Genomic DNA, 23,965 nt, shown 5'->3' with positions numbered 1-23,965 from the left:
GTTACCGCCGTCACATGCGGGGTGCTGGTATGGGGGAGCATCGGGCATCCCGGGTAAAATCGGTGGTTCTTGTGCGCGTCGGGTCGCACAATCGAGCACGCGCCCAGCACCACGATCCGCGAGGAGAATTTTGTGATCACCGCGACCGACCTGGAGGTCCGGGCCGGAGTCCGCACCCTGCTGTCCGCTCCCGGACCGGCACTGCGGGTGCAGGCGGGCGACCGGATCGGGCTGGTCGGGCGCAACGGCGCGGGCAAGACCACCACGCTGCGCATCCTGGCAGGCGAGGGCGAGCCGTACGCCGGCAAGATCCTTCGCTCCAGCGACATCGGTTACCTGCCGCAGGACCCGCGCGAGGGCAACCTGGACGTGCTGGCCCGTGACCGGGTGCTGTCCGCGCGCGGCCTGGACACGCTGATCCGTGAGATGGAGAAGCAGCAGGCGCTGATGGCCGAGGTCGCCGACGACAAGGAGCGCGAGAAGGCGGTCCGCAAGTACGGGCGGCTCGAGGAACGGTTCTCGGCGCTCGGCGGCTACGTCGCCGAGAGCGAAGCGGCGCGCATCTGCCACAGCCTCGGCCTGCCCGACCGGGTGCTCGGCCAGGCGTTGCGCACCCTGTCCGGTGGGCAGCGGCGGCGAATCGAATTGGCACGCATCCTGTTCGCCGCTTCCGACGGCAGTGGCGGGCGCTCGGACACCATCCTGCTGCTGGACGAGCCGACCAACCACCTCGACGCCGACTCGATCACCTGGCTGCGCGGCTTCCTGCAGAGTCACGACGGTGGCCTGATCGTCATCAGTCACGACGTGGAACTGCTCGGCGATGTGGTGAACAAGGTGTGGTTCCTGGATGCGGTGCGCGGCGAGGCCGACGTCTACAACATGGGTTGGAAGAAGTACCTGGACGCACGCGCCACCGACGAGCAGCGCAGGCGCCGCGAACGCGCGAATGCCGAGAAGAAGGCGAGCGCGCTGCGTGCCCAGGCGGCCAAGCTCGGCGCGAAGGCCACGAAAGCCACTGCGGCGCAGAACATGGCCAAGCGGGCCGATCGCCTGCTGGCCGAGCTCGACGACGTGCGGGTCGCCGACAAGGTCGCCCGGATCAAATTCCCCGAGCCCGCGGCCTGCGGCAAGACGCCGCTGATGGCCGAGAACCTGACCAAGGTCTACGGCTCGCTGGAGATCTTCACCGGCGTCGACCTCGCGATCGACCGCGGCAGCCGGGTGGTCGTCCTTGGGCTCAACGGCGCGGGTAAGACGACGCTGCTGCGCCTGCTGGCCGGAGTCGAGCAGCCCACGGCGGGCGGTTTGGTGCCGGGGCACGGGCTGAAGATCGGATACTTCGCCCAGGAGCACGACACCCTGGACGACAACGCCACGGTGTGGGAGAACATCCGCCACGCCGCCCCGGACGCGGGCGAGCAGGATCTGCGTGGCCTGCTCGGTGCGTTCATGTTCTCCGGTCCCCAGCTCGACCAGCCCGCGGGCACGCTCTCGGGCGGTGAGAAGACCCGGCTCGCGCTGGCCGGACTGGTGTCCTCGGCGGCGAACGTGCTGCTGCTGGACGAGCCGACGAACAACCTCGACCCGGTGTCGCGCGAGCAGGTGCTCGACGCCCTGCGCACCTACGCGGGCGCCGTGGTGCTGGTGACCCACGACCCGGGCGCAGCGGAGGCGTTGTCTCCAGAACGCGTGATCCTGCTCCCGGACGGGACAGAAGACCATTGGTCGGCCGAATACCTGGAACTTATTCAGCTCGCGTGAGTTTCATCACACGAACCCGTTGATCACGGCCTGCTGAGTGCTTAGCCTGGAAAGACGCTGCTCGGCGACTCGGAGGAAGCCATGAGCGACAGGCCACAAAGCAAGGCCACATTGGGTAAGGGCACACGTGTCACCGGGAAGTCCCGCGATCGCCTACAGACCCAGCTGAAGAAACAATACGAGGCGGGTGCGAGCATCCGGTCACTGGCGCGGTCCACCGGCCGCTCCTATGGCTTCATCCACAACGTGCTGGTGGAGTCGCATGTGCAACTCCGCAGCAGGGGCGGAGCCAATCGCCGCAAGGGCCAATAGCGCCGCAGGCGGCGCGCGGAATCCGCACCGCGAAGGCCGTCCGCACTGTGGGGACACATTGCCGACGGAAGCAACCGCGCGGTGTGGAGCCCTGCTGCTCGCGGATCGTGGTCAGGTTGCACCGCCACGGCCCAGCGCGGTCGGAGCACTCGGATCGCACGTCGACGTCACCGCACCGGATGGTTATCTCGCCGCGCCGTTCGGCGGCGTCGATGCTCGGATCGTCGGTCGCCCCGTTACGATCTCCGGCCGATAACGGCCGCAGGCACAACACAATCCGGCCGCCGGGGTGATGCTGGTCGAGCCGGTGTCGTAGCACCGGCCTGCCAGGCTGGTCACCCGCCGGATCGGCGAATGCTCGCGTCTCGGCGCGGAGGGCTCAGTAGCCCGCCACCATGCCGTCGCCTTCCACCAGTAGGTTGGCAAGGCTGCGGAAGATCGGCAGCCCCGTTTTGATCTCCAGGTAGGCGAACTGGCCCTGCGGATTGACCTCGAGGAAGTAGTACTCGCCGTCGCGGCCGAGCCGAATATCGAGCACACCGAAGGACAATCCCAACGCGCCCATCAGCGTGGCCAGTGACTTGCTCACCGAGGCGGGCAGGTGGTCGGGCACGAAATCGACCGAGGTGTCCAGACGGGAGTCGACCTTGCCGACGCCTGCCTGCGAGTCGATGCGCACGGTCCATTCGACGCCGTCCACCCAGACCACGCGCAGATCGCAGGTGGCGTCGATGTAGTCCTGGAAGGTCGTCGGCGCCGAACGGATCGCGGCCAGCCTGCCGAAATCATCCCGGGAGATGATCCTCGTCTCGGCGAACTCCGCGCGGCTGGTGCCGGTGCGCTTGTAAACGACCGAGCCGGGCCGGGATTCGACGAAGCTGCGCGCCTCGTCCGGGTCGTTGGTGATCAACGTCTCCGGCACCGCGAACCCGGCCCGCAGCGCCGTCTCCAGTTGCACGATCTTGCGTCCCGCGGTCCGGTCGGCCCCTGGGTCGTTGACCCAGTAGGCGGGGATGGACCAGAGCAGTCCCTGGATGAACCCGTCGCACTCGGCCTGGCGAAAGTCGTTGTCCGAGGCGCGGACACCCGCGGGCACCCGCGCGGGGTGCGGGCGCCGCCACCACACCGACCGGACGTCGTCCAGGCCGATGACGTGCGACAGCGAGCGTGCGGTCCCGAGCCGGTCCAGCCGGAAGCTGCCGGACTCACGGGGGAAATCGCGCAGGTCGAGCTGGATCGGGCCGAGTCCGTAATGGTCTCGCAGCGTCGCCGCCATCGCGGTGGCGTGTAGATCATCGGATTCGGACACGATCAGGACCGAACCACGCCGGCGTGCGGCCATCCGCCTTCCGCTCAGTCGAGACTGTCGCAGTTGATGCCGTCGTCGCTGCCGTTGATCGATTTGGTCTGGCAGTAGGTGAAGGTCGCTCCGCCCGCGCCCGGGCAGTCGACGAGTTGCAGCCGGTCGGCCCAGGTTTCGGTCAGCTGACGCAGCTGCTCGTCACCGAGTGCCTCCGACGGCGACTCCGGGATGGTCATCGGTCGATCGACCAAGTCGATGCGCAGCCTACGGGTGAAATCGGCGGTGGCGCCCGCGCGGATGTCCACCAGTACCGGGCGGCCGTCCTGATCGGTGTGCGACGCCGCGGAGTCGACCACACGCAGGACATCGGATCGACTGAACGTCCACGTTCCCTCGGCGACGCGCACGCTGATCTGCCGGTCCGATTCCGCGACAAGCAGACCCTGGAGCGGAGGAACGCGGTCACCCTTCGGCGTCGTCCCGGGAAGGTGGATTGCGTCGGTCATAGCCGGTTCTCCGATCTGCTCACGATTTGCCACGACCCCCAAGCGTGTGAGCGATCATATCGCGATGAGGGGCGCTACCGGCTCGGATCGCGAGATTTCTCGGCCTGTGGCAAACCTAATTCCGATCTATAACGGCCGAGTGCCGAAAGTTTTCCGGTAGGCTGGAAGTACCTCCAGCGCAATCATGGAGCTAATTTCACCTGCTGCCCGTCCGGTGCCCATAGCCCGATATTGGCGGCTGTGCATCTGCGCTTTCGCGCCTCTCCGGAGGTGGGCGGCGAATGCGGTCGCTGCCTACCGGCTCGGTCGAATCCGGTCGCGCGCAGCGGGATCCGGGGTTCGGCTGCCCTCAGCCCCGGTTCGCGTTGCGCTCCGCCCACCAGGCGGGAGCGTCGATGAAGTGGTTGTCGAACTCGTCCTGAGCGGCAGCGAGATCCTGGATCGTGGATCGGCCCGCGGCGATCCGTTCCAGCAGCCGGAAGTACTCGAAGCGCTGCACGCCGGGGGTGAGCGCGATCAGAATGCGCGCCGTGCTGTCCGGTGTGGCGCCGAAGGCGTGCGGCATGAATTTCGGGACCACGATGGAACCACCCGCGCCGACGGTGACGATGCGGTCACCGGCCAGCAGCTGCAATTCGCCCTCTGCGACGTAGAACAGCTCGTCCGAACGCGTGTGATAGTGCGGCGCCGCACCGTCCGCGCCGCGGTCCATGCTGACCTCGAGCGTGCTCAGGCCGCCGCCCGCCTCCTCGGCGTCGATCAGCAGGCGCAGGGTGACCGACGTGGTGCGCAGGACTTCCGCGTCCTGCGGCTGTCGGATCGCGACGTCTTTACGGGGGGTGGGGATGGTCATCGGATCCTCCATTTAGTTCGGTCATTTATAATTCGCTAACGAACTATATCTCGACGAATAGAATCTTGTCCATGACCGAGCGAGATGCGGACGCCGTCGACGCGATCGTGGCGCAGTGGGAGCGCGAACGACCGGACCTCGATCTCGAGGCGATGGCCGTGGTGGGACGCCTAAGCAGGCTGCTCGTGGTGGCCCAGCGTGAGATCGAGGCGGTGTTCGGCAAGCACGGCCTGCAGCGCGGCGAGTTCGATGTGCTTGCCGCGCTGCGTCGTTCGGGCGAGCCGTTCGAGCTCAACCCGTCGGCGCTCGCCGACACGCTGATGCTGTCCCGGGCGGGCATGACCGGACGGTTGGACCGACTGGAATCGGCAGGGCTGGTACGGCGCGTCCCCGACGCCCAGGACCGCAGGGCGGTGCGCGTCGCCCTCACCACGGCGGGGCGGGAACTGGTCGACGCCGTGGTCACCGAGCACACCGCGAACGAGGCCAGAATGCTGTCGGTACTCACCGCGGGGGAACGGACAGAACTGGACCGAATCGCGCGAATCCTGCTGAGCAGTATGGAACCGGACGCGTAGTCGCGGTAGCTCGCGTACGCCTCGAAGCGCTGAATCGCGCTCTACATGGGAGAACTCGCGCTGCGATGAGGTAGCCCGTTACTCGTGTCGACGGAGCATTTCGGGTCTAACTTGAGATTCCGTGCCGAAGGGGTCGGTGCGGTTGTGCAAGGAGGACACGATGATCGACATCATCACTCTCCGCGGCACCGGCGAGCCGCGCAACTCCGACGGAATGCCCGCGGGCATGCTGCACGACGTCACGAAACTACTGGACACCGGCAGGTTCAGCTGCTTCGAACCGGATTGGCCCGCTTCGGTGGGGCCCGTGCCCGAGGTGTGGGGCCCTTCGCTGGAGACGTCGGTGCGGGCCGGGGTCGCCGCCGGGGTGAAGGCGATCCAGGACTCGCCGAATGTCTGCGGACTGCTGAGCTATTCGCTCGGCGGTATCTGTGCGAGCCGGATCCTGGAAGGCGTCCACTCGGGAAAGTACGAGAACACGAACGGCACTCCGCTGGAGATCGCCTTCGTAGTGAACATCGCCAACCCGTTGCGCCGTGCCGGCCAGTCGGTCGGGAATCTCTGCCCCGTCACCACGTTCGGCCTGCACGGGCAGCGGGGCGCGTGGCCCGCCTCGGTCGCGGTCCGCGAGTACGCCAATCCCGGCGACATCATCACCGCGTCACCGGGCAATTCGCCGCTGCGCGTCATCGACGTGGGCATCTCGCCGTTCTCCTTCGTGGAGGGCGCCCGCATCGGCGACATCGCGCCGCTGATCTTCGCCGAACTGCTCGAAATCCTGCTGCGCGACCCGATCGGCAACCTCGACCGCTACACCGCGGCGGTCCGCGGCGTCGTCGGCTACCTCACTCCGTGGCCCTACGGTCAGCACGTCCTCTACAACCACCAGCACATGCCGGGGACGAACGTCCCATGGACGACGCATGCCGCCGAGCACATCAATACGACGTATTGAGCCCTGTCGGGAGCACGGACGGTCCCGTCTGTCCGTGTTCGTGGTCCGCGCCCGAGATCTCGGGTGCACGTAGGGTATCGCCGGGTATGTCCGGAACGTGGGTGGCGCCTGACGCAGGACCGCGACGCAAGTTGTGCGCTACCCCGGCTGGTACGGCCTAAAAACCAGGAGAGGCGGGGGAACGGACCGAAGCCTCGACGAGATCGAGGACGGCGGAGAGGTTCTCGTTGGTGTGCCCGGAGGCGATCCGGGCGATCAATCCGTCGAGGACCAGATCGAGGTAGCCGAGCAGGACGTCGGTGGGCACGTCGTCGCGCAGTGCGCCCGCGGCCTTGCGGCGTTCCAGGCGCGCGAGGGTGGCGGCGGTGAGCTCGGCCGAACGCTGGGTCCAGCCGGCGCGGAATTCGGGATCGGTGCGCAACCGTCGCGCGATCTCCAACCGCGTTCCGAGCCAGTTGAACTGCTCGGGATGGGCGAGCATATCGCGCATCACCTGCACGATGCCCTGGTTGGCCGCGACGTCGGCCATGCGTTCGGCGTCCTCTTGGGCGAGGGCGAGAAACAGCGCGTCCTTGTCGCGGAAGTGGTGGAAGATGGCGCCCCTCGATAGCCCGATCTCCTCCTCCAGGCGGCGCACGGTGGCGCCGTCGTAGCCGTATTCGGCGAAGCAGCGACGTGCTCCGTCGAGAATCTGGCTGCGCCGGGCGGCGAGGTGATCGTCACTGACCTTGGGCACGGGATCCTCCAGCGGGGAAACACGGACCCCCGCATCGGCGGTCCACCGATGCGGGGGCTCTCACAGTACGAGCGAGGCGAGTAGTGATCCGAGCGACCGTGACGACGGTGTCCGGAGCGCCGGTACCCGGGGTGCTCATGGACCCGCCGCCGCTCGCGCAATCGCGACTCCGCCGGGAGCGAGTCCTACCGACACGCGCCGCCGAAGGCGGTGCAATCAGGCACGGATCATATTGCGCAGCACGTACTGCAGGATGCCGCCGTTGCGGTAGTAGTCGGCCTCACCGGGGGTGTCGATCCGCACCACCGCGTCGAAGGTGATCTTGTCACCGTTCTCCTTGGTGGCGGTGACCTTCAGGGTCTTCGGGGTGGCACCCTCGTTCAGCTGGGTGATGCCCTCGATGTCGAAGGTCTCGGTGCCGTCCAGCTTCAGCGACGCGGCCGACTCGCCCGCGGGGAACTGCAGCGGGATGACGCCCATGCCGATGAGGTTGGAGCGGTGGATGCGCTCGAACGACTCGGTGATGACGGCCTTCACGCCCAGCAGGCTGGTGCCCTTGGCGGCCCAGTCACGCGAGGAGCCCGAACCGTACTCCTTGCCACCGAGCACGACCAAGGGAATGCCCGCGGCCTGGTAGTTCTGCGACGCGTCGTAGATGAACGCCTGCGGGCCGCCCTCCTGGGTGAAGTCGCGGGTGTAACCACCCGAGACGTCGTCGAGCAGCTGGTTGCGCAGCCGGATGTTGGCGAAGGTGCCGCGGATCATCACCTCGTGGTTACCGCGGCGCGAGCCGTAGGAGTTGTAGTCCTTGCGCTCGACGCCGTTGGTCTCCAGGTACTGGGCGGCCGGGGTGCCGGGCTTGATGTTGCCCGCCGGGGAGATGTGGTCGGTGGTGACCGAGTCGCCGAGCAGCGCGAGCACCCGGGCGCCCTTGATGTCGGTGACCGGCACCGGGGTCTGCGGCATGCCCTCGAAGTACGGGGGCTTGCGCACGTAGGTCGACTCGGCGTCCCACTCGAAGGTCTTGCCCTCCGGCGTGGGCAGGCCACGCCAGCGCTCGTCACCCCGGAAGACGTCCTTGTAGTCCTCGAGGAACATGTCGCGGCTGATGACCCGGTCGATGGTGTCCTGGATTTCCTGCGGCGAGGGCCAGATGTCCTTCAGGAAGACGTCGTTGCCCTCGGTGTCCTTGCCCAGCGGGTCGTTCTCGAAGTCGAAGTCCATGGTTCCCGCGAGCGCGTAGGCGATGACCAGCGGCGGGGAGGCCAGGTAGTTCATCTTCACGTCGGGGGAGATGCGGCCTTCGAAGTTGCGGTTACCCGACAGCACCGCGGTGACGGTGAGGTCGTTGTCGTTGACCGCTTTGGAGATCTCCTCCGGCAGCGGGCCGGTGTTGCCGATGCAGGTGGCGCAACCGAACGCGACCAGGTTGAAGCCCAGCTTGTCCAGGTACGGCCACAGACCGGCCTTCTCGTAGTAGCCGTTGACGACCTGCGAGCCCGGCGCCATGGAGGTCTTCACCCACGGCTTGCGGGCCAGGCCCTTCTCCACCGCGTTGCGGGCCAGCAGGGCCGCGCCGATCATGACCGACGGGTTGGAGGTGTTGGTGCAGGAGGTGATCGAGGCGACCACGACCGCGCCGTGGTCGAGCACGAAGTCGCCGTACTCCTCGGTGGAGACCTTGACCGGCTTGCTCGGGCGGCCCTCCGCGCCGTTCGCGGCCGACGGCGTGAAATCGGAGCCGTCGTCGGCGAAGGACAGCACGGCCGGGTCACTGGCCGGGAAGGATTCTTCGACGGCTTCGTCCAGCTTGCTGTGCGGGGTGTCGGCAGCGGGGCCGCTCTCCGCGTCGCTGGTGTAGTTGTGGATGTCCTTGCGGAACGCGATCTTCGACTCCGACAGCAGGATCCGGTCCTGCGGGCGCTTCGGGCCCGCGATGGACGGCACCACGGTGCTCAGATCCAGTTCGAGGTACTCCGAGTAGGCGGGCTCGGTGTCGGGATCGTGCCAGAGGCCCTGCTCCTTGGCGTACGCCTCGACCAGCGCGACCTGCTCGTCGGAGCGGCCGGTCAGGCGCAGGTAGTCGACGGTCACGTCATCGATCGGGAAGATAGCGGCGGTGGAACCGAATTCGGGGCTCATGTTGCCCAGGGTGGCGCGGTTGGCCAGCGGCACCTCGGCCACGCCCTTGCCGTAGAACTCGACGAACTTGCCGACCACGCCGTGCTTGCGCAGCATGTCGGTGACGGTGAGCACGACGTCGGTGGCGGTGACGCCCGGGTTGATCTCACCGGTCAGCTTGAAGCCGACGACGCGCGGGATCAGCATCGAGACGGGCTGGCCGAGCATGGCGGCCTCGGCCTCGATGCCGCCGACGCCCCAGCCGAGCACGCCCAGGCCGTTGACCATGGTGGTGTGCGAGTCGGTGCCGACGCAGGTGTCGGGGTAGGCCTGGCCGTTGCGGACCATGACGACGCGGGCCAGGTGCTCGATGTTGACCTGGTGCACGATGCCGGTGCTGGGCGGGACGACCTTGAAGTCGTCGAACGCGGTCTGGCCCCAGCGCAGGAACTGGTAGCGCTCACCGTTGCGCTGGTACTCGATGTCGACGTTGCGCTCGAAGGCGTCGGCGCGGCCGAAGACGTCGATGATGACGGAGTGGTCGATGACCATCTCGGCGGGGGCGAGCGGGTTCACCTTGTCCGGGTCGCCACCCAGGGTGGCTACCGCCTCGCGCATCGTGGCCAGGTCGACGATGCACGGCACGCCGGTGAAGTCCTGCATGATGACGCGGGCGGGCGTGAACTGGATCTCGGTGTTCGGCTGCGCCGTGGGATCCCACTTCGCGATGGCGCGAATGTGATCAGCGGTGATGTTGATGCCGTCCTCGGTGCGGAGGAGATTCTCCGCGAGGACCTTGAGTGCGTAGGGGAGTTTTTCGGTGCCGGGCACGGCGGAGAGGCGGAAGATCTCGTAGGAGTTGCTTCCCACCTCGAGGGTGCCCTTGGCGCCGAAAGTATCGATACTTGTCGTCACGTCAGCTCCACTCGTCTGTACGGGCGGCCGCCGGCGGGGCTGTGCCGGCGGCCGAGTCTTCGGAGGTGCTCCGGTGCCGCTCCAGCGCCGGTTCCTCGCGGCTACGACCCTAACAGTACGCTTGTCCTGTGAAACACCAGGGGGCGGTTCGGCGTGCCGCGCGCGCGGAATGCGACACTCCGTCGCGTACTGTGCTTTCGAGCCAGCAAGGGGGATCTTGCTCGCCCTGCAGTGTTAGATGCCCGTCGCTTCGGTTGCCGATGCGGCTCGACAGACCGGATGGAAGATGACCGCCCCGCACAACTCGGTTTTCACCCCCATGGCCGCCGAACTGCCGCCGAATGTCACCACCGACACCGTGCGCTCGCTCACCGCCGATCTGGCCGACGATCACGTCGCGACGCTGACCGGCAAGGACACGGCGGAACTGGCCACCATCGCCGCGGAGGCGCGATCGCAGGGAATCCCGTTGAGCATCGTGGTCGTCCCCGGCAATCCAGGACACGACTCGAGCCTACGAGACTTGGCCACCGAGGTGGGCAAGACGCAGCACGGCACCGTGGTCGTCTTCAGTGACGACTGGATCGGCACCTACAGCGATTCGATCAGCCGGGTCCGGTTGGAATGGGCCGAGGACGCCGCGAAGGCTAAGCAGGGCAAGAGCGGGGAGGCCGCGAGCATTTTCGTCGCCCGCCTGGAGGCGCCGGAGTCGGTGTCCTGGACCGCGATCACGGGCACGCTGCTGGTGGGGACGGCAGCGGCCATCGCCGGGCTGTACTGGTTCAAGGTCCGGCGGGCGGCGAACGACGCCGAGCCGGTGCGAGTGGCGAACGATCGCCGGGCGACGGAGGACGAATCGCCCGAGGTCCGCACCAACTGAGTGTCGCGCACGCCGCGTCACGATCGGCCGCGGTTATTCGAATTTCCTGACGATCTCGCCCCGGCTTCTGCCACCCTCGGCTGCGCCATGCGCCGTGATGGCTGTCTTCCCCGCATATTTCTTCGCTGGATGCGAAGCCTGCCGTAGGCGGATCCGGGGGGCAATCAGGGCTTGAAGTTTCTATTCAGCTAATTTTCCGAACAGTTGGTCTGTTACGTATCACCGGATCTCCGGTGATGCTCAGCAAACTTCTAGCAATACTGAGACTCGACCGCATAGTTGCGTGAATGTTGTTTCGTCGGTGACGCAAGTGTCTTACGGTTCGAATGGTCCCTTATGGGGAATAAGTGTTCCCAGAGGCCATCTGTCGACCACAGTGCGTCATGGTTCGCCTGATGCCCTCGAGGATTGCCGGAATCCGGTCCTTGGAGGTGTGATGCGCAACAACGGCGCGCTGACCTACCGGCGCCGATTATCGGTCGCTGTGGGATTGCTGATTACGGTCGCCGTAGTGGTCACGGCCGGGCCGGTCATCGCTGTGCCGCCCCCTCCGCCAAATCCCAGCGACGGCCAGATCGCGCAGGCCGGCGCGCAGGTCGACTCCGGGGTCGCCGAGGTCGGCACCCTGATCAATCAGGTCGCCGTGGTCGATCACCAGCTGGGGCAGCTCGACGACGCCGTCGCGCAGCGCCGGGAAGACGTCAACAAGGCACTGGTGGACCTGCAGGACGCGCGCGACGCCGCCGACGCGGCCGCCGTCGTGGTCGTGGACACCCAAGTCGCGTTGGCCGACGCCGCGGCGGCGGTGGGCCAGGCCCGGCGCAACTTCGACCAGTTCGCCACCCAGGTCTATACCCGGCCGGGCGCCGACTCGATGGTCACCTACCTCGCGGCGGCCACCCCGGCCGTCGCGCTGGACCGGGCCCAGCTCCTCGACCGGGTCTCCAAGAATCGCAGGCAGGTGCTGGACGGCCTGCGCCGCGCACAGATCGATCACGGCAACAAGAACTCCAGCGCCCGGCGGGCGAAGTCGGACGCCGACGCGGCCGCCGCCGTCGCCGCCGCGCGCAAGGCCGACGCCGAGCACGCGGTCGCCGCCGCCGAGGCCGAACTCGACCGGCAGACCGCGCAGCGCGACGACCTGCTGCGACAGCGTCAGGACGCGCAGGGCCGGCTGGATCAGGCGCGGCAGAACGTGGCGGGACTGCAGGACCAGCGCGACGCGTATCTGGCCTGGGACGCTCTGCGCAAAGCGGAGGAGGCCGCGGTCCGGGCCGCCGCAGCGGCGGCCGCCGCCCGGGCGGCCGCCGACCGGGCCGCTCAGGATCGCGCCGCCGAACTGGGCGCGGGCAAACGCCCGCACACCCAATTGGAGGACGCGCCACCGCCGCGGCGCAGCGCGCCCCGGCCGGACTCGCCGTCGGTCGGGGGCTCGTCGGCGATCGAGATCGTGGTCGATCGCGCCATGTCCCAGCTGGGCGTCACCTACGCCTGGGGTGGTGGTGACGAGGACGGGCCCACACTCGGCATCCGTGACGGCGGTGTGGCCGACCGCCACGGCGACTACGGCAAGGTGGGCTTCGACTGCTCCGGGTTGATGGTCTACGCGTTCGCGGGCATCGGGGTCTCGCTGCCGCACTACAGCGGCTACCAGTACAACGCGGGCACCCGGGTGCCGGTCGGTGACCGCGAACGCGGCGACATGCTGTTCTGGGGGCCGAACGGCAGCCAGCACGTGGCGCTGTATCTCGGCGACGGGAAGATGGTGGAGGCGCCGGAATCCGGCGACGTGGTCAAGGTGTCCCCGGTCCGTGAGGGCGGCATCATGCCGTTCGCGGTGCGCATCGGCTCCTGATATCGGACATTCCGGGTGCCGCCCGAGGCCGCGGGACCACCGAATTCCCATTCTGTCGGGTCCGGTTGCGGCACAGGCGGTGATTACCTGGAATAGTTGTGGCAGCACGCACAGGACCAAGGCGAAAGCGGGGATGTTGGTGACTTCGACGGACGGTGTGAGCGGAGCGAACTCGGCGAAGGGCACGCCGGGCTCCACGCCCGGCACCCTCGAGCGTGACGTCCAGACCCTGGAGAAGGCGATCTACGAGGTCAAGCGGGTGATCGTGGGCCAGGACCGCCTGGTCGAGCGACTGCTCGTCGGCGTGCTCGCGCGTGGTCACGTCCTGCTCGAAGGTGTTCCCGGCATCGCGAAGACCCTCGCCGTGGAGACCTTCGCCAAGGTGGTCGGTGGCTCGTTCGCCCGGGTGCAGTTCACGCCCGACCTGGTGCCCACCGATCTCATCGGAACCCGCATCTACCGGCAGGGCCGTGAGCAGTTCGACACCGAACTCGGCCCGGTCGTCGCGAACTTCGTCCTCGCCGACGAGATCAACCGCGCGCCCGCCAAAGTGCAGTCGGCGCTGCTCGAGGTGATGGCCGAGCGGCACGTGTCGATCGGCGGCAAGACCTATCCGATGCCGGATCCGTTCCTGGTCATGGCGACGCAGAACCCGATCGAGAGCGAGGGCGTGTACCCGCTGCCCGAGGCGCAGCGCGACCGCTTCCTGTTCAAGGTAGTCGTCGACTACCCCTCGGTCGAGGAGGAGCGCGAGATCATCTACCGGATGGGCGTCACCCCGCCGGAGGCGAGCCGCATCCTGGCGCCGGAGGACCTGATCCGCCTGCAGAAGGTCGCGGCAGGCACGTTCGTGCACCACGCGCTGGTCGACTACGTGGTCCGGGTGATCGCGGCGACCCGTAAACCGGCCGAATTCGGCATGCAGGACGTGGCGAGCTGGATCTCCTACGGCGCCTCGCCGCGCGCCAGCCTCGGCATCATCGCCGCGGCCCGTGCGGTCGCGCTGATCCGCGGCCGCGACTACGTGGTGCCGCAGGACGTCGTCGAGGTGATCCCCGACGTGCTGCGCCATCGCCTGGTGCTCTCCTATGACGCGCTCGCCGACGAGATCAGCCCGGAGGAGGTCATCAAGCGCGTTCTGCAGACGGTCGGCCTGCCGCAGGTCGCCCCGCAGGCTGTCGCACCGGGCGCGCCCGGCGCCCCGGCGCAGAGCGCCCCACAGCAGCAGATTCCGCAGCCGCAGCCGCCGCAGCAGGCCGTTCCCCAGCCGCCTAACGGGCAGCAGTCGCAGCCCGCGGGCACCATGCCGCCGAAGTGACCTCGGCATCGGATCCGGTTGCGCCAGTGCCGATGTCGCCGTCCCACGCACCGCCGTCCTTTCACGCGGGGGAGCTGACCGACCCCCGGCTCACGGTCGCGCTCAAGACCCTCGAACTCACCGTGCGCCGCAGGCTCGACGGCGTGCTGCACGGCGATCACCTCGGTCTGATCCCCGGACCCGGCTCCGAGCCGGGCGAGGCGCGCGCCTACCAGCCGGGTGACGACGTGCGTCAGATGGATTGGTCGGTCACCGCCCGCACCACCCATCCGCACGTCCGGCAGATGATCGCCGACCGGGAGCTGGAGACCTGGATGGTGGTCGATCTGTCGGCCAGCCTCGACTTCGGCACCGCCGCCTGCCAGAAGCGTGACCTCGCCATCGCCGCCGCGGCCGCGATCACCCATCTGACCAGCGGCGGCGGCAACCGGATCGGCGCGGTCGTCGCCACCGGGGAACGGTTGACCCGCATCCCGGCGCGCGGCGGGCGGGTGCACGCCCAGTCGCTGCTGCGCAGCATCGCGACCACCCCGCATGTGCGCGACGGTGTGCGCGGCGACCTGCGCGGCGGCATCGAGTCGCTGCGCCGCCCGCAGCGCAAACGCGGGCTCGCGGTGATCATCAGCGATTTCCTGGGTGACATCGATTGGCAGCGCTCGCTGCGCGCGATCTCGGCCAGGCACGATCTGCTCGCGGTCGAAGTGCTCGACCCACGCGACCTGTCGCTGCCCGACATGGGCGACGTCGTGCTGCACGACCCGGAGACCGGGCGCACCCGCGAGTTCAGCGTGACCTCCACTCTGCGCGCCGATTTCGCGGCCGCCGCGCAGCGCCACCGAGAGCAGGTCGAACAAGCCCTGCGCAGCTGTGGCGCTCCGGTGCTCACCCTGCGAACCGATCGGGACTGGATCGCCGATGTGGTCCGGTTCGTGTCCACCCGGCGCCACAGCTTCGGCGCCCCGACCGGGCGGGTGCCACGTCAGTGAGTATTTCGCATTTCACCGCGCAGATCTGGCTCGGATTCCTCGCCGTCATCGCGCTGATCGCGCTCGGCTACGTCCTGGTGCAGCGCAACCGGCGCAAGCACATGCTGAAGTTCACCAACATGGAGTTGCTGGAGAAGGTCGCTCCCTCGCGGCCGAGCCCGTTGCGCCATGTGGCCGTCGCGCTCCTGCTGGTCGGCTTGGTATTCCTCACCGTCGCCGCCGCGGGACCGACCGCGGTCAAGAAGGTGCCGCGCAATCGCGCGACCGTCATGCTCGTGATGGACGTGTCGCTGTCGATGGAGGCGACCGACGTGGCTCCGAGCCGCATCCAGGTCGCCGAGAAAGCGGCCAAGGAGTTCGTCGACGGGCTGCCCGAGGGCGTGAACATCGGCTTCGTCACCTTCGCGGGCACCGCCTCGGTGATGGTGTCGCCGACGACCAACCACGAGTCCGTGAAGGCGTCGATCGACAACGTGAAGCTGGCCGAGCGCACGGCTACGGGTGAAGGCATTCTCACCGCGCTGCAGGCGATCGAGACGCTCGCGACGGTGCTCGGCGGAGCCCAGGAGCCGCCGCCGGCCCGGATCGTCCTGATGTCGGACGGTAAGCAGACCGTCCCGGCGTTCGAAGACGTCGACAACCCGCGGCACGAGTACGTCGCGGCCCGGCTCGCCAAGACCAAGAACGTCCCGATCTCCACGATCTCGTTCGGCACCAGCTGGGGCGAAGTCGAGATCCCGCGGGAAGACGGGAGCAAGGACCGGGTGCGCGTGGCGGTGGACGACGACGCCATGCGCGAACTCGCCCGGCTGTCCGGCGGAGAGTTCTACACCGCCTCGTCCCTGCAGGAGCTGACCAGGGTCTACGACACTTTGGAGCAGCAGATCGGGTACGAGCTGACCAGAGGCGACGCCAGCCGCCCGTGGATGTTGCTCGGACTGCTGGTCATCGCCGGCGGAGTGATCTTCGGTCTGCTGTATCGGCAGCGGCTGCCGTAGCCGTACGACACCCCCGACCGGCCGGTGGTCCGCCTCGCGGGCGGCCCCGGCCGGTCGGCGTTCGTAAGCTCCGATCGCGTTGTCCTTGTGGTGTTTCACCAACGCATCGGCACTCCGGTGTCGGTTCGACAGACGGGGCAGCCCGGTCGTGACCTATCGATCCGACCAGGTAGGTTGAACCCCATGTCGAATCTCACATCCCGGTCGGTCCTGGTGACCGGCGGTAACCGCGGCATCGGACTCGCGGTCGCGCAGCGTCTGCTTGCCGACGGTCACAAGGTGGCCGTCACGCATCGTGGGTCGGGGGTGCCAGACGGCCTGTTCGGTGTGAAATGCGATGTGACCGACAGCGAGTCGGTGGACGGCGCCTTCGCCGAGGTGGAGGCACACCAGGGTCCGGTCGAGGTGCTGGTGGCCAACGCGGGGATCACCGACGACACGCTGCTCATGCGGATGAGCGAGGAGCAGTTCACCCGGGTCATCGATGCGAACCTGACCGGAGCCTTCCGTGTCGCCAAGCGCGCCAACCGGGCCATGCTTCGGGCGCGCTGGGGCCGGATCATCTTTCTCGGTTCGGTGGTCGGTATGGGCGGTGGGCCCGGCCAGATCAACTACGCCGCGTCCAAGGCCGGTCTGATCGGTATGGCTCGCTCGATCACCCGCGAACTCGGCTCGCGTTCCATCACCGCCAACGTCGTCGCACCCGGGTTCATCGAAACGGACATGACCGCGGCACTGGACGAGAAGTTCCACGACATGGCGAAAGAGTTCATTCCGCTGCAGCGCCTCGGCCAGCCGGAGGACGTCGCGGCCGTCATCAGCTTCCTGGCGTCCGAGGACTCCGGCTACGTCTCCGGCGCCGTCATCCCCGTCGACGGCGGCATGGGCATGGGTCACTGACCACACCGAACGCGTAGTGCGGCCGATCACGGCCGCCCGCAGCCAATCCCACTTCGAATTTCAGGAGAACCGAGAACTCATGGGCGGACTGCTCGAAGGCAAGACCATCCTGGTCACGGGCATCATCACCGATTCGTCGATCGCGTTCCACGCGGCCGCCGTCGCGCAAGAGCAGGGTGCGAAGGTGATCATCACCGGCATCCCGGAGCGGCTGCGGCTGATCGACCGGATCGCCAAGCGCCTGCCCCAGGAGGTTCCGCCGGCCATCGGGCTCGACGTCACCAGCGAAGAGGATCTCGCCGGCTTGGCCGACAAGCTGCGGGAACTGGCTCCGCAGGGCATCGACGGCGTGCTGCACTCGATCGCGTTCGCACCCCGCACCCTGATGGGTCCGGAAGCTCGGCCGTTCCTGGAGGGCCCCGGTCCGGACGCCGCCAAGGCGTTCGAGATCTCGGCGTGGAGCTACGCCTCGCTGTCGCGCGCGGTGCTGCCTGCGATGAACGAGGGCGGCTCGATCGTCGGCATGGATTTCGATCCGCGCACCGCGATGCCCTACTACAACTGGATGGGCGTGGCCAAGGCGGCGCTCGAGTCGGTGAACCGGTACGTCGCGCGGGAGGTGGGCGCGGCGAAGAAGATCCGCTCCAACCTCATCGCCGCCGGCCCGATCAAGACACTGGCCGCCAAGGCGATCGCGGGCACGGCGACCGACGACGCGGCCAAGCTCAACCAGCTCAACACCTACTGGGACGGCGCCTCGCCGATCGGCTGGGACGTCGACGACCCCACGGTGGTGGCGAAGTCGATCGTGGCGCTGCTGTCGGACTGGCTGCCGGGCACCACCGGCTCGATCATCTACGTCGACGGCGGAGCCAGCCACAACACCTGGTTCCCCGAGGACATGTCCATCAACTGAGCCGGATCGAGGGAAATCACCGTGGTTCGGACCGCCGACGCGCTGCTGCTGCTGTCCTTCGGCGGTCCGGAGCGTCCTGAGGACGTGATGCCGTTCCTGGAGAACGTCACCCGGGGCAGGGGAGTGCCGCGCGAGCGTCTCGAATCGGTCGCCGAGCACTACCTGCACTTCGGCGGTGTCTCGCCGATCAACTCGCTCAATCGTGACATCATCGCGGCGGTGGAAGCCGAACTGGCCGCCGCGGGCCTGGATCTGCCGGTGTACTTCGGTAACCGGAACTGGCATCCCATGGTCGAGGACGCGGTCGCGCGGATGGCCGCCGACGGCGTGGGCTCCGCGCTGGTCTTCCCGACTTCGGCCTGGGGCGGCTACTCCGGCTGCCTGCAGTACCACGAAGACATCGTCAGGGCGCGTGCGGCATTCGGCGCGGGCGCGCCGGAACTGCTGAAGCTGCGCCAGTATTTCGACCACCCGCTGTTGATCGAGTCGTTCGCCGAGGGAATCCGCGCGGCTCGTGATCAGCTCGCGGCCGGGCAGCGCGCCGCGGCGCGCCTGGTGTTCACCGCCCACTCCATCCCGGTGGCCGCCGATGCCGCGGCGGGGCCGCCTGCCGACGGGGGGCGGCTCTACAGTCGTCAGGTCGCCGACGCGGCTCGATTGTGCGCCGCGGCAACGGGTTTCACCGACTACGACGTCGTCTGGCAGTCTCGTTCCGGTCCGCCGCAGGTGCCGTGGCTGGAGCCGGATATCGTCGACCACTTGGACGATCTGGCGGCCAAGGGGGTCGAGGCCGTGGTCGTCTGCCCCGTGGGCTTCGTTTCCGACCATCTCGAAGTCATCTGGGACCTGGACAACGAGGCTGCGCAGAAAGCCGCCGAGCTCGGCATGGGCTTCGCCCGGGCCGCGACGCCGGGAACCGACCCGCGCTTCGCGAAGCTGATCGTCGAGCTGGTCTCCGAGCAGTGGCACGGCATCGAAGCCCGGCGACTCGGGATGGTCCCCGGCTACGGCTGCACGCGCGACGGCGAACCGTGTGCCGTCGGTTGTTGCGCGCTGCCGCGCCGTCCCAGCGCTGGGAATTGAGGCGGAGCAGGCGCGATAGCATCGCCTGCGACCGATCGCCGAATCCGACTTCCCGGGGGTACCTCTCGATGACCTATGCCGACATGCTGACCAACGCCGCCTTGCTCGATCCGCACGCCTGGTCCGATGCGAACGTGTGGACCGTGGCACTCGATGCCACCGAGGCCAGGCGTCGCGGCCGCAGCAGTGGCAAGGGCGGGTTCTCGCTCGGTGGTCTGCTGTTGTGCATCGGAGTCGTCGCCGTGGTCATCGGACTCATTGTCTGGCTGAGCCGGCGAGGGAAAGCAAACCAGTCCCAGCAGCAGCACCCGCCACAGCAGCAGTACCAGCAACAGCAGTATCCGCAGGTCCAGCAGTACCCGCAGCCGTATCCTGCGCAGCAGGATTTCTCGGGACAACCGCAGTATCCGGCGCAGCAGCAGCAGTACCAGCAGCCGTATACGCCGCCGGCGCAACCGCAGTATCAGCAGTACCCGCCGCAGCAGCAGCCCTATCCGCCGCAGCAGCCGTACCAGCCGCCGCAGCGGTAAGGCGCAGAGCGCCCCGAACGATCAGAAGTTCGCGGTGGTCACGCGGGTGTAGACAGTGGGGAAGCCGGGGCGGGCCGCGCCGGTGCCCCAGGATGTGAGACCGGCGAGACGTCCGTCGACGATCAGCGGTCCACCGCTGTCGTACTGGGCGGTGTCGGCGGTCGGGCTGCCCGCGCAGAGCATGGTGCGGGTATCGAAGGCCGGACCGTAGGCGGTGGCGCACTCCGCGTCGACGGCCAGAGGGATGTTCGCGGCGTGCAACCGGGTGTTGGCCTCATCGGTTTCGAAGGTCGCGCCCCAGCCCAGGATGGTCGCGGTGCCGGCCGCGGCGGGCGCGGCGACGGTGACCGTCGGACCGGGCTGCGGCTGGTCCAGGGTAAGGATCGCCACATCGTTCTGATAGGCGGTCGTCGTGTCGAGAACGGTCGCCCGGAAGTCCGGGTGAATACGAATGTCTTTGACGTGCACCGTGTTTCCGGTGTGCTCGCGGAGGTCGTCGCGGCCGAAGGTGACGGTGAGCGTCTGCGCGAGCGGACTCGCCAGGGCCACGCAGTGCGCCGTGGTGATCACCTCGTCCGGCGCGACGAGTGCGCCGCCGCAGAACTGGCCGGAAGCGCGGGTGAGGAACATCGGCGTGCCGATGGCCGCCAGCCACGGATATTCCGTCGTCGTCGCGTCGGTGCCGCCCACGATCGCCGCGGCCGGGGCATGCAGCGCCAGACCGATCAGCACGGTGAGGGCGGCAACGCGGCCACGGCGGGAAAATCGCATGTCATACCGCCCGTGCCATGATGTCAGCGGCTCTCGCGCGCGGAGGCGTGCACGGCGACCAGACGCGCGGCGCGGATCGCGTCCCACAGCGGCCGCAGCAGCGATTCCTGCGCACCGATCGCGCTGGCGGACGTGGGCGCGGAAGCCGGCTCCCGCTGCGCCACCGTGAGGATGGCCGCGACATGATCGGCGGTGTCCAGAATGCGCCTGGCGCGCAGCGGAATCGACTCGGGGTAGTCGTGGCGCGAGTAGTCGGCGAGTTCGGCTTCGATGAGTTCGCGCGGATCGGAGTCAACCGTGCCGAGCGACGTGGTATGCAGTTGCATCAGCGCGTCGGCGGCGTCGCGGACCGCTTCGCGCATCGCGTATTCGGCCTCGCCGAGCGACATGTCGGGTCCGGGCGCCCCGGGGATGGGGGTGCTGTAGACGGTCCACTGCAACGTGTCGTCGTCCGACCACTGCGGGATGAGGCCGGTACCTTCGGTGCCCGGTACGCCGATCAGGATGCCCTCCTCGGCCTCCACCGCGTCGGCGGCGAACGCCGTGCCGGTGGGCACGCCGCGCACGTCCCCCGGGACGGGGAGCACCAGCCGCAGCTGCGCCCCGGGGTGGGCCATCGTCTCGCGAATCACTTTGAGCAGCGCCATGACCCCGCTTCCCGGCAGATTGCCGTGCGCGGACCACGGTAGGTCGGTGCGGCCGCCGGTGAGCGGGTCGCCCGCCGCGATCGTGTGCTTCGGCGCCCACGCGTGCAAGGCGGCCAAAACGTCGTCGGGCGCGCTCCGGCCGGCCAGCCAGGAGCTCGCCCACACCGTCAGCGTCGCACTTGGAGAGCACATAATTATCGAGCATAAGGGGTGGGCGCTACCGGTGGGCATCCATGCGCGAGGGCATTCGTGAGCAGCGCGGGAACCGGGGGCCACGCGCTGCCTGCGACGAGCGGGTCCGTGCGGATACCCGCCCGGCATCTGGCTTCGGCCCCCGCGACCCGGAATGCGCTAGTCCGGTTCGGTGACGAAATCGATGAGGCGCTCGACCGCGCCGATGAGCGGCGCTTCCAGATCGCGGAAGGAACTCACCGCGTCGTACACCCGCCGCCAGCCGTCCTGGGGAGTGCCCCAGCCCAGCCGTTCGCAGACGCCGGTCTTCCAGTCCTCGTCGCGGGGCACCCGGGGCCACCGCGCGATCCCTAGGGTGGACGGGCGCACCGCTTGCCAGACGTCGACGAACGGGTGACCGGTCACCAGGACGTGCGGTCCGAGGCCGGTGGTCAGCTGGGTTTCCTTGGATCCGGTCACCAGATGGTCGACCAGCACGCCGACCCGTTTACCCGGGCCGGGCCGAAACTCCGCCAGGCGCGCGGCCAGATTGTCCAGACCTTCCAGCTGCTCCACGACTACGCCCTCGACGCGCAGGTCATGGCCCCACACCCGCTCCACGAGCGCGGCGTCGTGGACGCCCTCCACCCAGATCCGGCTGCCGCGAGCGATCCGGGCGCGCAGACCGTCGACCCTGGTGGAGCCGGAGGCGGAGCGGCTCGGAGTCTTCGGCGGGGCGGCCGTCGGCCGCACCAGCGTCACGGGCCCGCCGTCGATGAGGAACGCGGCCTCGCGCAGCGCGAACAGGCGCACCGCGCCGCGTGCGTCCTCCAGCTTGACGAACTCACCGTCGTAACTGCGCTCGAATCCGACCACCGCGCCGCAGAATCCGGTGGCGGCGTCTTCGACGACCAGGTCGCGCTCCGCGGTGACCGTCGGCACCGCCCGTTTCTTCGATCGAGGATGGCCGGAGAAGATGTCGCTGTACCTGTCACGCCCGCTCACCTGCCTGAAGCTAGCACCGCCGCTGCGGCTTTCGGTGCACCCGGGCCGCCGCGCGTCCGCGCAAGGAATTCATCGGGAGTACTGGCGAAGGTCGCGCCCGATATCATGATCGGCGCACTACAGTGGTCGTGTGGCCGCAATTTTTTGGCTGGTCGCGGGCATTCTGCTCGCGGCGGCGGAGATGCTCACCGGCGATTTCACCCTGCTGATGCTCGGTGTCGCCGCGCTCGGCACGGCGGGTGTCAGCGCGGCGGCGGACACCTCGCTCGTCGTGGACGCCATCGTCTTCGCGGTGGTCTCGGCGGTGCTGTTCCTCGGCGTGCGCCCGATCATCCGGCGTCGCTTCGGAACTCCGCCGCCCACGCCGACGAACGTGGACGCGTTGCCGGGGAAGACCGCCCTGGTGCTCGAACAGGTCGCCGCGCACTCCGGTCAGGTGAAACTGGGCGGTGAAGTGTGGACCGCGCGTCCGATGGACACGACCGAAGTCTATGAACCGGGTACGACCGTATACGTCATGAAGATCGACGGCGCGACCGCCGTCGTCTGGAAGGGGCCTTGATGGCTGTATTGATCGTTGCCGCTGTCCTCGTCTTGCTGGTCGTGGTGGTGGTCTTCAAGTCCATCGCGCTGGTGCCGCAGGCCGAGGCCGCGGTGATCGAGCGACTCGGCCGGTATTCGCGGACCGTGTCCGGCCAGCTCACGTTCCTGGTGCCGTTCGCCGACCGGGTGCGCGCCAAGGTGGATCTGCGGGAGCGGGTGGTGTCGTTCCCGCCGCAGCCGGTGATCACCGAGGACAACCTCACCCTGCACATCGACACCGTGGTCTATTTCCAGGTGACCAGCCCGCAGGCGGCGGTGTACGAGATCAGCAACTACATCGCCGCCGTCGAGCAGCTGACCGTCACCACGCTGCGCAACGTCGTCGGCGGCATGACGCTCGAACAAACCCTCACCTCCCGCGACGCGATCAACGGCCAGCTGCGCGGCGTGCTGGACGAGGCGACCGGGCGCTGGGGGTTGCGCGTCGCGCGGGTCGAGCTGAAGAGCATCGATCCGCCTCCGTCGATCCAGGAGTCGATGGAGAAGCAGATGAAGGCCGACCGCGAGAAGCGCGCCATGATCTTGACCGCGGAGGGTCAGCGCGAATCGGCGATCAAGACGGCCGAGGGGTCGAAACAAGCGCAGATCCTGTCCGCCGAGGGCGCCAAGCAGTCGGCGATCCTGGCCGCCGAAGGCGAACGGCAGAGCCGCATCCTGCGGGCGCAGGGTGAGCGCGCCGCCTCCTACCTGCAGGCCCAAGGCCAGGCCAAGGCCATCGAAAAGGTCTTCGCCGCCATCAAATCCGGGAAGCCGACGCCGGAACTGCTTGCCTATCAGTACATGCAGACGCTGCCCCTGGTCGCGCGCGGTGACGCCAACAAGGTGTGGCTGGTGCCCAGCGATTTCGGCAAAGCGCTGGAAGGGTTCGCCAAGAGCTTCGGCACGCAGGGCGAAGATGGTGTGTTCCGGTACGAACCGCCCGCCCCGGACGGCGCGGAAGTCAAGCCGGAGGACGACTCCGATGTCGCGGACTGGTTCGACACCGCCCCCGACCCGACCATCGAGCGGGCCGTGCGGGCCGCCGAGGCGACGGCGCGGACTCCGGTCGAAGGGTTGATATCGACACCGCCCCCGCAGAGTTTCGAACCGTCGCCGCACCAGCCGGTCATCCCGCCGCAGGAAGCTTTCCCGGCCCAGCAGCAGCCGCCGCAACAGCCGCCGTCGCAGCCTCCGGCTCAGCGCCCGGACGACCCGCACGGCCGTCCGTGGCAGCCGCCGGAGAACTTGTCGAAGTAGCACCGCGCCCGACCGCCCCGGAC

Annotated in this window: 23 protein-coding genes; 15 read left to right on the top strand and 8 right to left on the bottom strand. The window is 68.3% G+C overall.

Going from position 1 to position 23,965, the window contains the following annotated elements; genetic code table 11:
- Positions 1 to 132: 132 nt before the first annotated feature.
- Together ACFU5M_RS10705 and ACFU5M_RS10700 are read left to right on the top strand one after the other, a co-directional pair.
- Positions 133 to 1,764 carry an ABC-F family ATP-binding cassette domain-containing protein gene (locus ACFU5M_RS10705; RefSeq protein WP_379047181.1) on the top strand — a complete coding sequence of 544 codons (1,632 nt, stop codon included), beginning with the start codon at positions 133 to 135 and terminating at the stop codon, positions 1,762 to 1,764.
- 81 nt (positions 1,765 to 1,845) lie between these two features.
- The gene (locus ACFU5M_RS10700) at positions 1,846 to 2,076 is read left to right on the top strand and encodes a helix-turn-helix domain-containing protein (protein ID WP_040867425.1); all 231 of its coding nucleotides are present in this window, start codon (positions 1,846 to 1,848) and stop codon (positions 2,074 to 2,076) included.
- Positions 2,077 to 2,455: 379 nt separating this feature from the next.
- Here the strand turns inward: ACFU5M_RS10700 and ACFU5M_RS10695 are convergent, their stop codons facing one another.
- The 3 genes from ACFU5M_RS10695 to ACFU5M_RS10685 all read right to left on the bottom strand — a co-directional run bounded on the left by ACFU5M_RS10695 (position 2,456) and on the right by ACFU5M_RS10685 (position 4,738).
- Entirely contained in the window at positions 2,456 to 3,385 is a 930-nt protein-coding gene (locus ACFU5M_RS10695; RefSeq protein WP_379047177.1) for a hypothetical protein, read from the bottom strand.
- A gap of 44 nt (positions 3,386 to 3,429) precedes the next feature.
- The gene (locus ACFU5M_RS10690) at positions 3,430 to 3,885 is read right to left on the bottom strand and encodes a hypothetical protein (protein ID WP_379047174.1); all 456 of its coding nucleotides are present in this window, start codon (positions 3,883 to 3,885) and stop codon (positions 3,430 to 3,432) included.
- A 349-nt stretch (positions 3,886 to 4,234) separates the two neighbouring features.
- The gene (locus ACFU5M_RS10685) at positions 4,235 to 4,738 is read right to left on the bottom strand and encodes a cupin domain-containing protein (protein ID WP_379047171.1); all 504 of its coding nucleotides are present in this window, start codon (positions 4,736 to 4,738) and stop codon (positions 4,235 to 4,237) included.
- Between the two features lie 71 nt (positions 4,739 to 4,809).
- On the opposite strand from ACFU5M_RS10685, the gene ACFU5M_RS10680 reads away from it, so the two are divergent.
- Entirely contained in the window at positions 4,810 to 5,316 is a 507-nt protein-coding gene (locus tag ACFU5M_RS10680) for a MarR family winged helix-turn-helix transcriptional regulator (protein ID WP_379047168.1), read from the top strand.
- A gap of 160 nt (positions 5,317 to 5,476) precedes the next feature.
- Positions 5,477 to 6,271 (top strand): hypothetical protein, encoded by a 795-nt coding sequence (locus tag ACFU5M_RS10675; protein ID WP_379047165.1) that lies wholly within the window; start codon positions 5,477 to 5,479, stop codon positions 6,269 to 6,271.
- A gap of 157 nt (positions 6,272 to 6,428) precedes the next feature.
- On the opposite strand, the gene ACFU5M_RS10670 is transcribed toward ACFU5M_RS10675, so the two are convergent.
- Positions 6,429 to 7,007: a TetR/AcrR family transcriptional regulator gene (locus ACFU5M_RS10670; protein ID WP_379047162.1), complete on the bottom strand. Its 579-nt coding sequence runs from the start codon at positions 7,005 to 7,007 to the stop codon at positions 6,429 to 6,431.
- 216 nt (positions 7,008 to 7,223) lie between these two features.
- Positions 7,224 to 10,043, bottom strand: coding sequence for an aconitate hydratase (locus tag ACFU5M_RS10665; protein ID WP_379047159.1), 2,820 nt, complete (start codon positions 10,041 to 10,043; stop codon positions 7,224 to 7,226).
- 286 nt (positions 10,044 to 10,329) lie between these two features.
- Between ACFU5M_RS10665 and ACFU5M_RS10660 the strand changes: the two genes are divergently transcribed.
- The 9 genes from ACFU5M_RS10660 to ACFU5M_RS10620 all read left to right on the top strand — a co-directional run bounded on the left by ACFU5M_RS10660 (position 10,330) and on the right by ACFU5M_RS10620 (position 19,509).
- Positions 10,330 to 10,923, top strand: a complete 594-nt coding sequence (locus tag ACFU5M_RS10660) for a DUF6676 family protein (RefSeq protein ID WP_379047156.1) — start codon at positions 10,330 to 10,332, stop codon at positions 10,921 to 10,923.
- Positions 10,924 to 11,359: 436 nt separating this feature from the next.
- Complete coding sequence (locus ACFU5M_RS10655; RefSeq protein ID WP_379047151.1) at positions 11,360 to 12,778, top strand: NlpC/P60 family protein; 1,419 nt, start codon at positions 11,360 to 11,362, stop codon at positions 12,776 to 12,778.
- A gap of 133 nt (positions 12,779 to 12,911) precedes the next feature.
- The gene (locus tag ACFU5M_RS10650) at positions 12,912 to 14,096 is read left to right on the top strand and encodes an AAA family ATPase (protein WP_379047148.1); all 1,185 of its coding nucleotides are present in this window, start codon (positions 12,912 to 12,914) and stop codon (positions 14,094 to 14,096) included.
- 32 nt (positions 14,097 to 14,128) lie between these two features.
- Positions 14,129 to 15,082 (top strand): DUF58 domain-containing protein, encoded by a 954-nt coding sequence (locus tag ACFU5M_RS10645; protein WP_379047145.1) that lies wholly within the window; start codon positions 14,129 to 14,131, stop codon positions 15,080 to 15,082.
- Positions 15,079 to 16,080: a VWA domain-containing protein gene (locus tag ACFU5M_RS10640; protein ID WP_379047142.1), complete on the top strand. Its 1,002-nt coding sequence runs from the start codon at positions 15,079 to 15,081 to the stop codon at positions 16,078 to 16,080. The genes ACFU5M_RS10645 and ACFU5M_RS10640 overlap by 4 nt, the downstream gene beginning before the upstream one ends.
- Positions 16,081 to 16,263: 183 nt before the next feature.
- A complete protein-coding gene (fabG1, locus tag ACFU5M_RS10635) occupies positions 16,264 to 16,980 on the top strand; it encodes a 3-oxoacyl-ACP reductase FabG1 (protein ID WP_379047139.1) in 717 nt (238 codons plus the stop codon).
- A 79-nt stretch (positions 16,981 to 17,059) separates the two neighbouring features.
- Positions 17,060 to 17,896, top strand: coding sequence for an NADH-dependent enoyl-ACP reductase InhA (gene inhA / locus ACFU5M_RS10630; protein WP_379047136.1), 837 nt, complete (start codon positions 17,060 to 17,062; stop codon positions 17,894 to 17,896).
- Positions 17,897 to 17,917: 21 nt separating this feature from the next.
- Positions 17,918 to 18,979 (top strand): ferrochelatase, encoded by a 1,062-nt coding sequence (locus ACFU5M_RS10625; RefSeq protein WP_379047133.1) that lies wholly within the window; start codon positions 17,918 to 17,920, stop codon positions 18,977 to 18,979.
- Positions 18,980 to 19,047: 68 nt separating this feature from the next.
- Positions 19,048 to 19,509, top strand: a complete 462-nt coding sequence (locus tag ACFU5M_RS10620) for a hypothetical protein (RefSeq protein WP_379047130.1) — start codon at positions 19,048 to 19,050, stop codon at positions 19,507 to 19,509.
- A gap of 21 nt (positions 19,510 to 19,530) precedes the next feature.
- Here the strand turns inward: ACFU5M_RS10620 and ACFU5M_RS10615 are convergent, their stop codons facing one another.
- The 3 genes from ACFU5M_RS10615 to ACFU5M_RS10605 form a co-directional block, all read right to left on the bottom strand.
- Positions 19,531 to 20,280, bottom strand: coding sequence for a S1 family peptidase (locus ACFU5M_RS10615; RefSeq protein ID WP_379047127.1), 750 nt, complete (start codon positions 20,278 to 20,280; stop codon positions 19,531 to 19,533).
- Between the two features lie 23 nt (positions 20,281 to 20,303).
- Positions 20,304 to 21,119, bottom strand: coding sequence for a hypothetical protein (locus ACFU5M_RS10610; RefSeq protein WP_379047124.1), 816 nt, complete (start codon positions 21,117 to 21,119; stop codon positions 20,304 to 20,306).
- 159 nt (positions 21,120 to 21,278) lie between these two features.
- Positions 21,279 to 22,103, bottom strand: coding sequence for a DUF3097 domain-containing protein (locus ACFU5M_RS10605; protein ID WP_379047121.1), 825 nt, complete (start codon positions 22,101 to 22,103; stop codon positions 21,279 to 21,281).
- 130 nt (positions 22,104 to 22,233) lie between these two features.
- Between ACFU5M_RS10605 and ACFU5M_RS10600 the strand changes: the two genes are divergently transcribed.
- Positions 22,234 to 22,665, top strand: coding sequence for an NfeD family protein (locus tag ACFU5M_RS10600; protein ID WP_063051896.1), 432 nt, complete (start codon positions 22,234 to 22,236; stop codon positions 22,663 to 22,665).
- A complete protein-coding gene (locus ACFU5M_RS10595) occupies positions 22,665 to 23,942 on the top strand; it encodes an SPFH domain-containing protein (protein ID WP_379047117.1) in 1,278 nt (425 codons plus the stop codon). The genes ACFU5M_RS10600 and ACFU5M_RS10595 overlap by 1 nt, the downstream gene beginning before the upstream one ends.
- Positions 23,943 to 23,965 lie beyond the last annotated feature (23 nt).

Origin of the sequence: Nocardia sp. NPDC057455, from assembly GCF_042802775.1 — a bacterium.
In the GTDB taxonomy this organism is placed as follows: domain Bacteria; phylum Actinomycetota; class Actinomycetes; order Mycobacteriales; family Mycobacteriaceae; genus Nocardia.
Note: the sequence above shows the minus strand (reverse complement) of the source record. Positions and strands in the feature narration are given on the sequence as shown.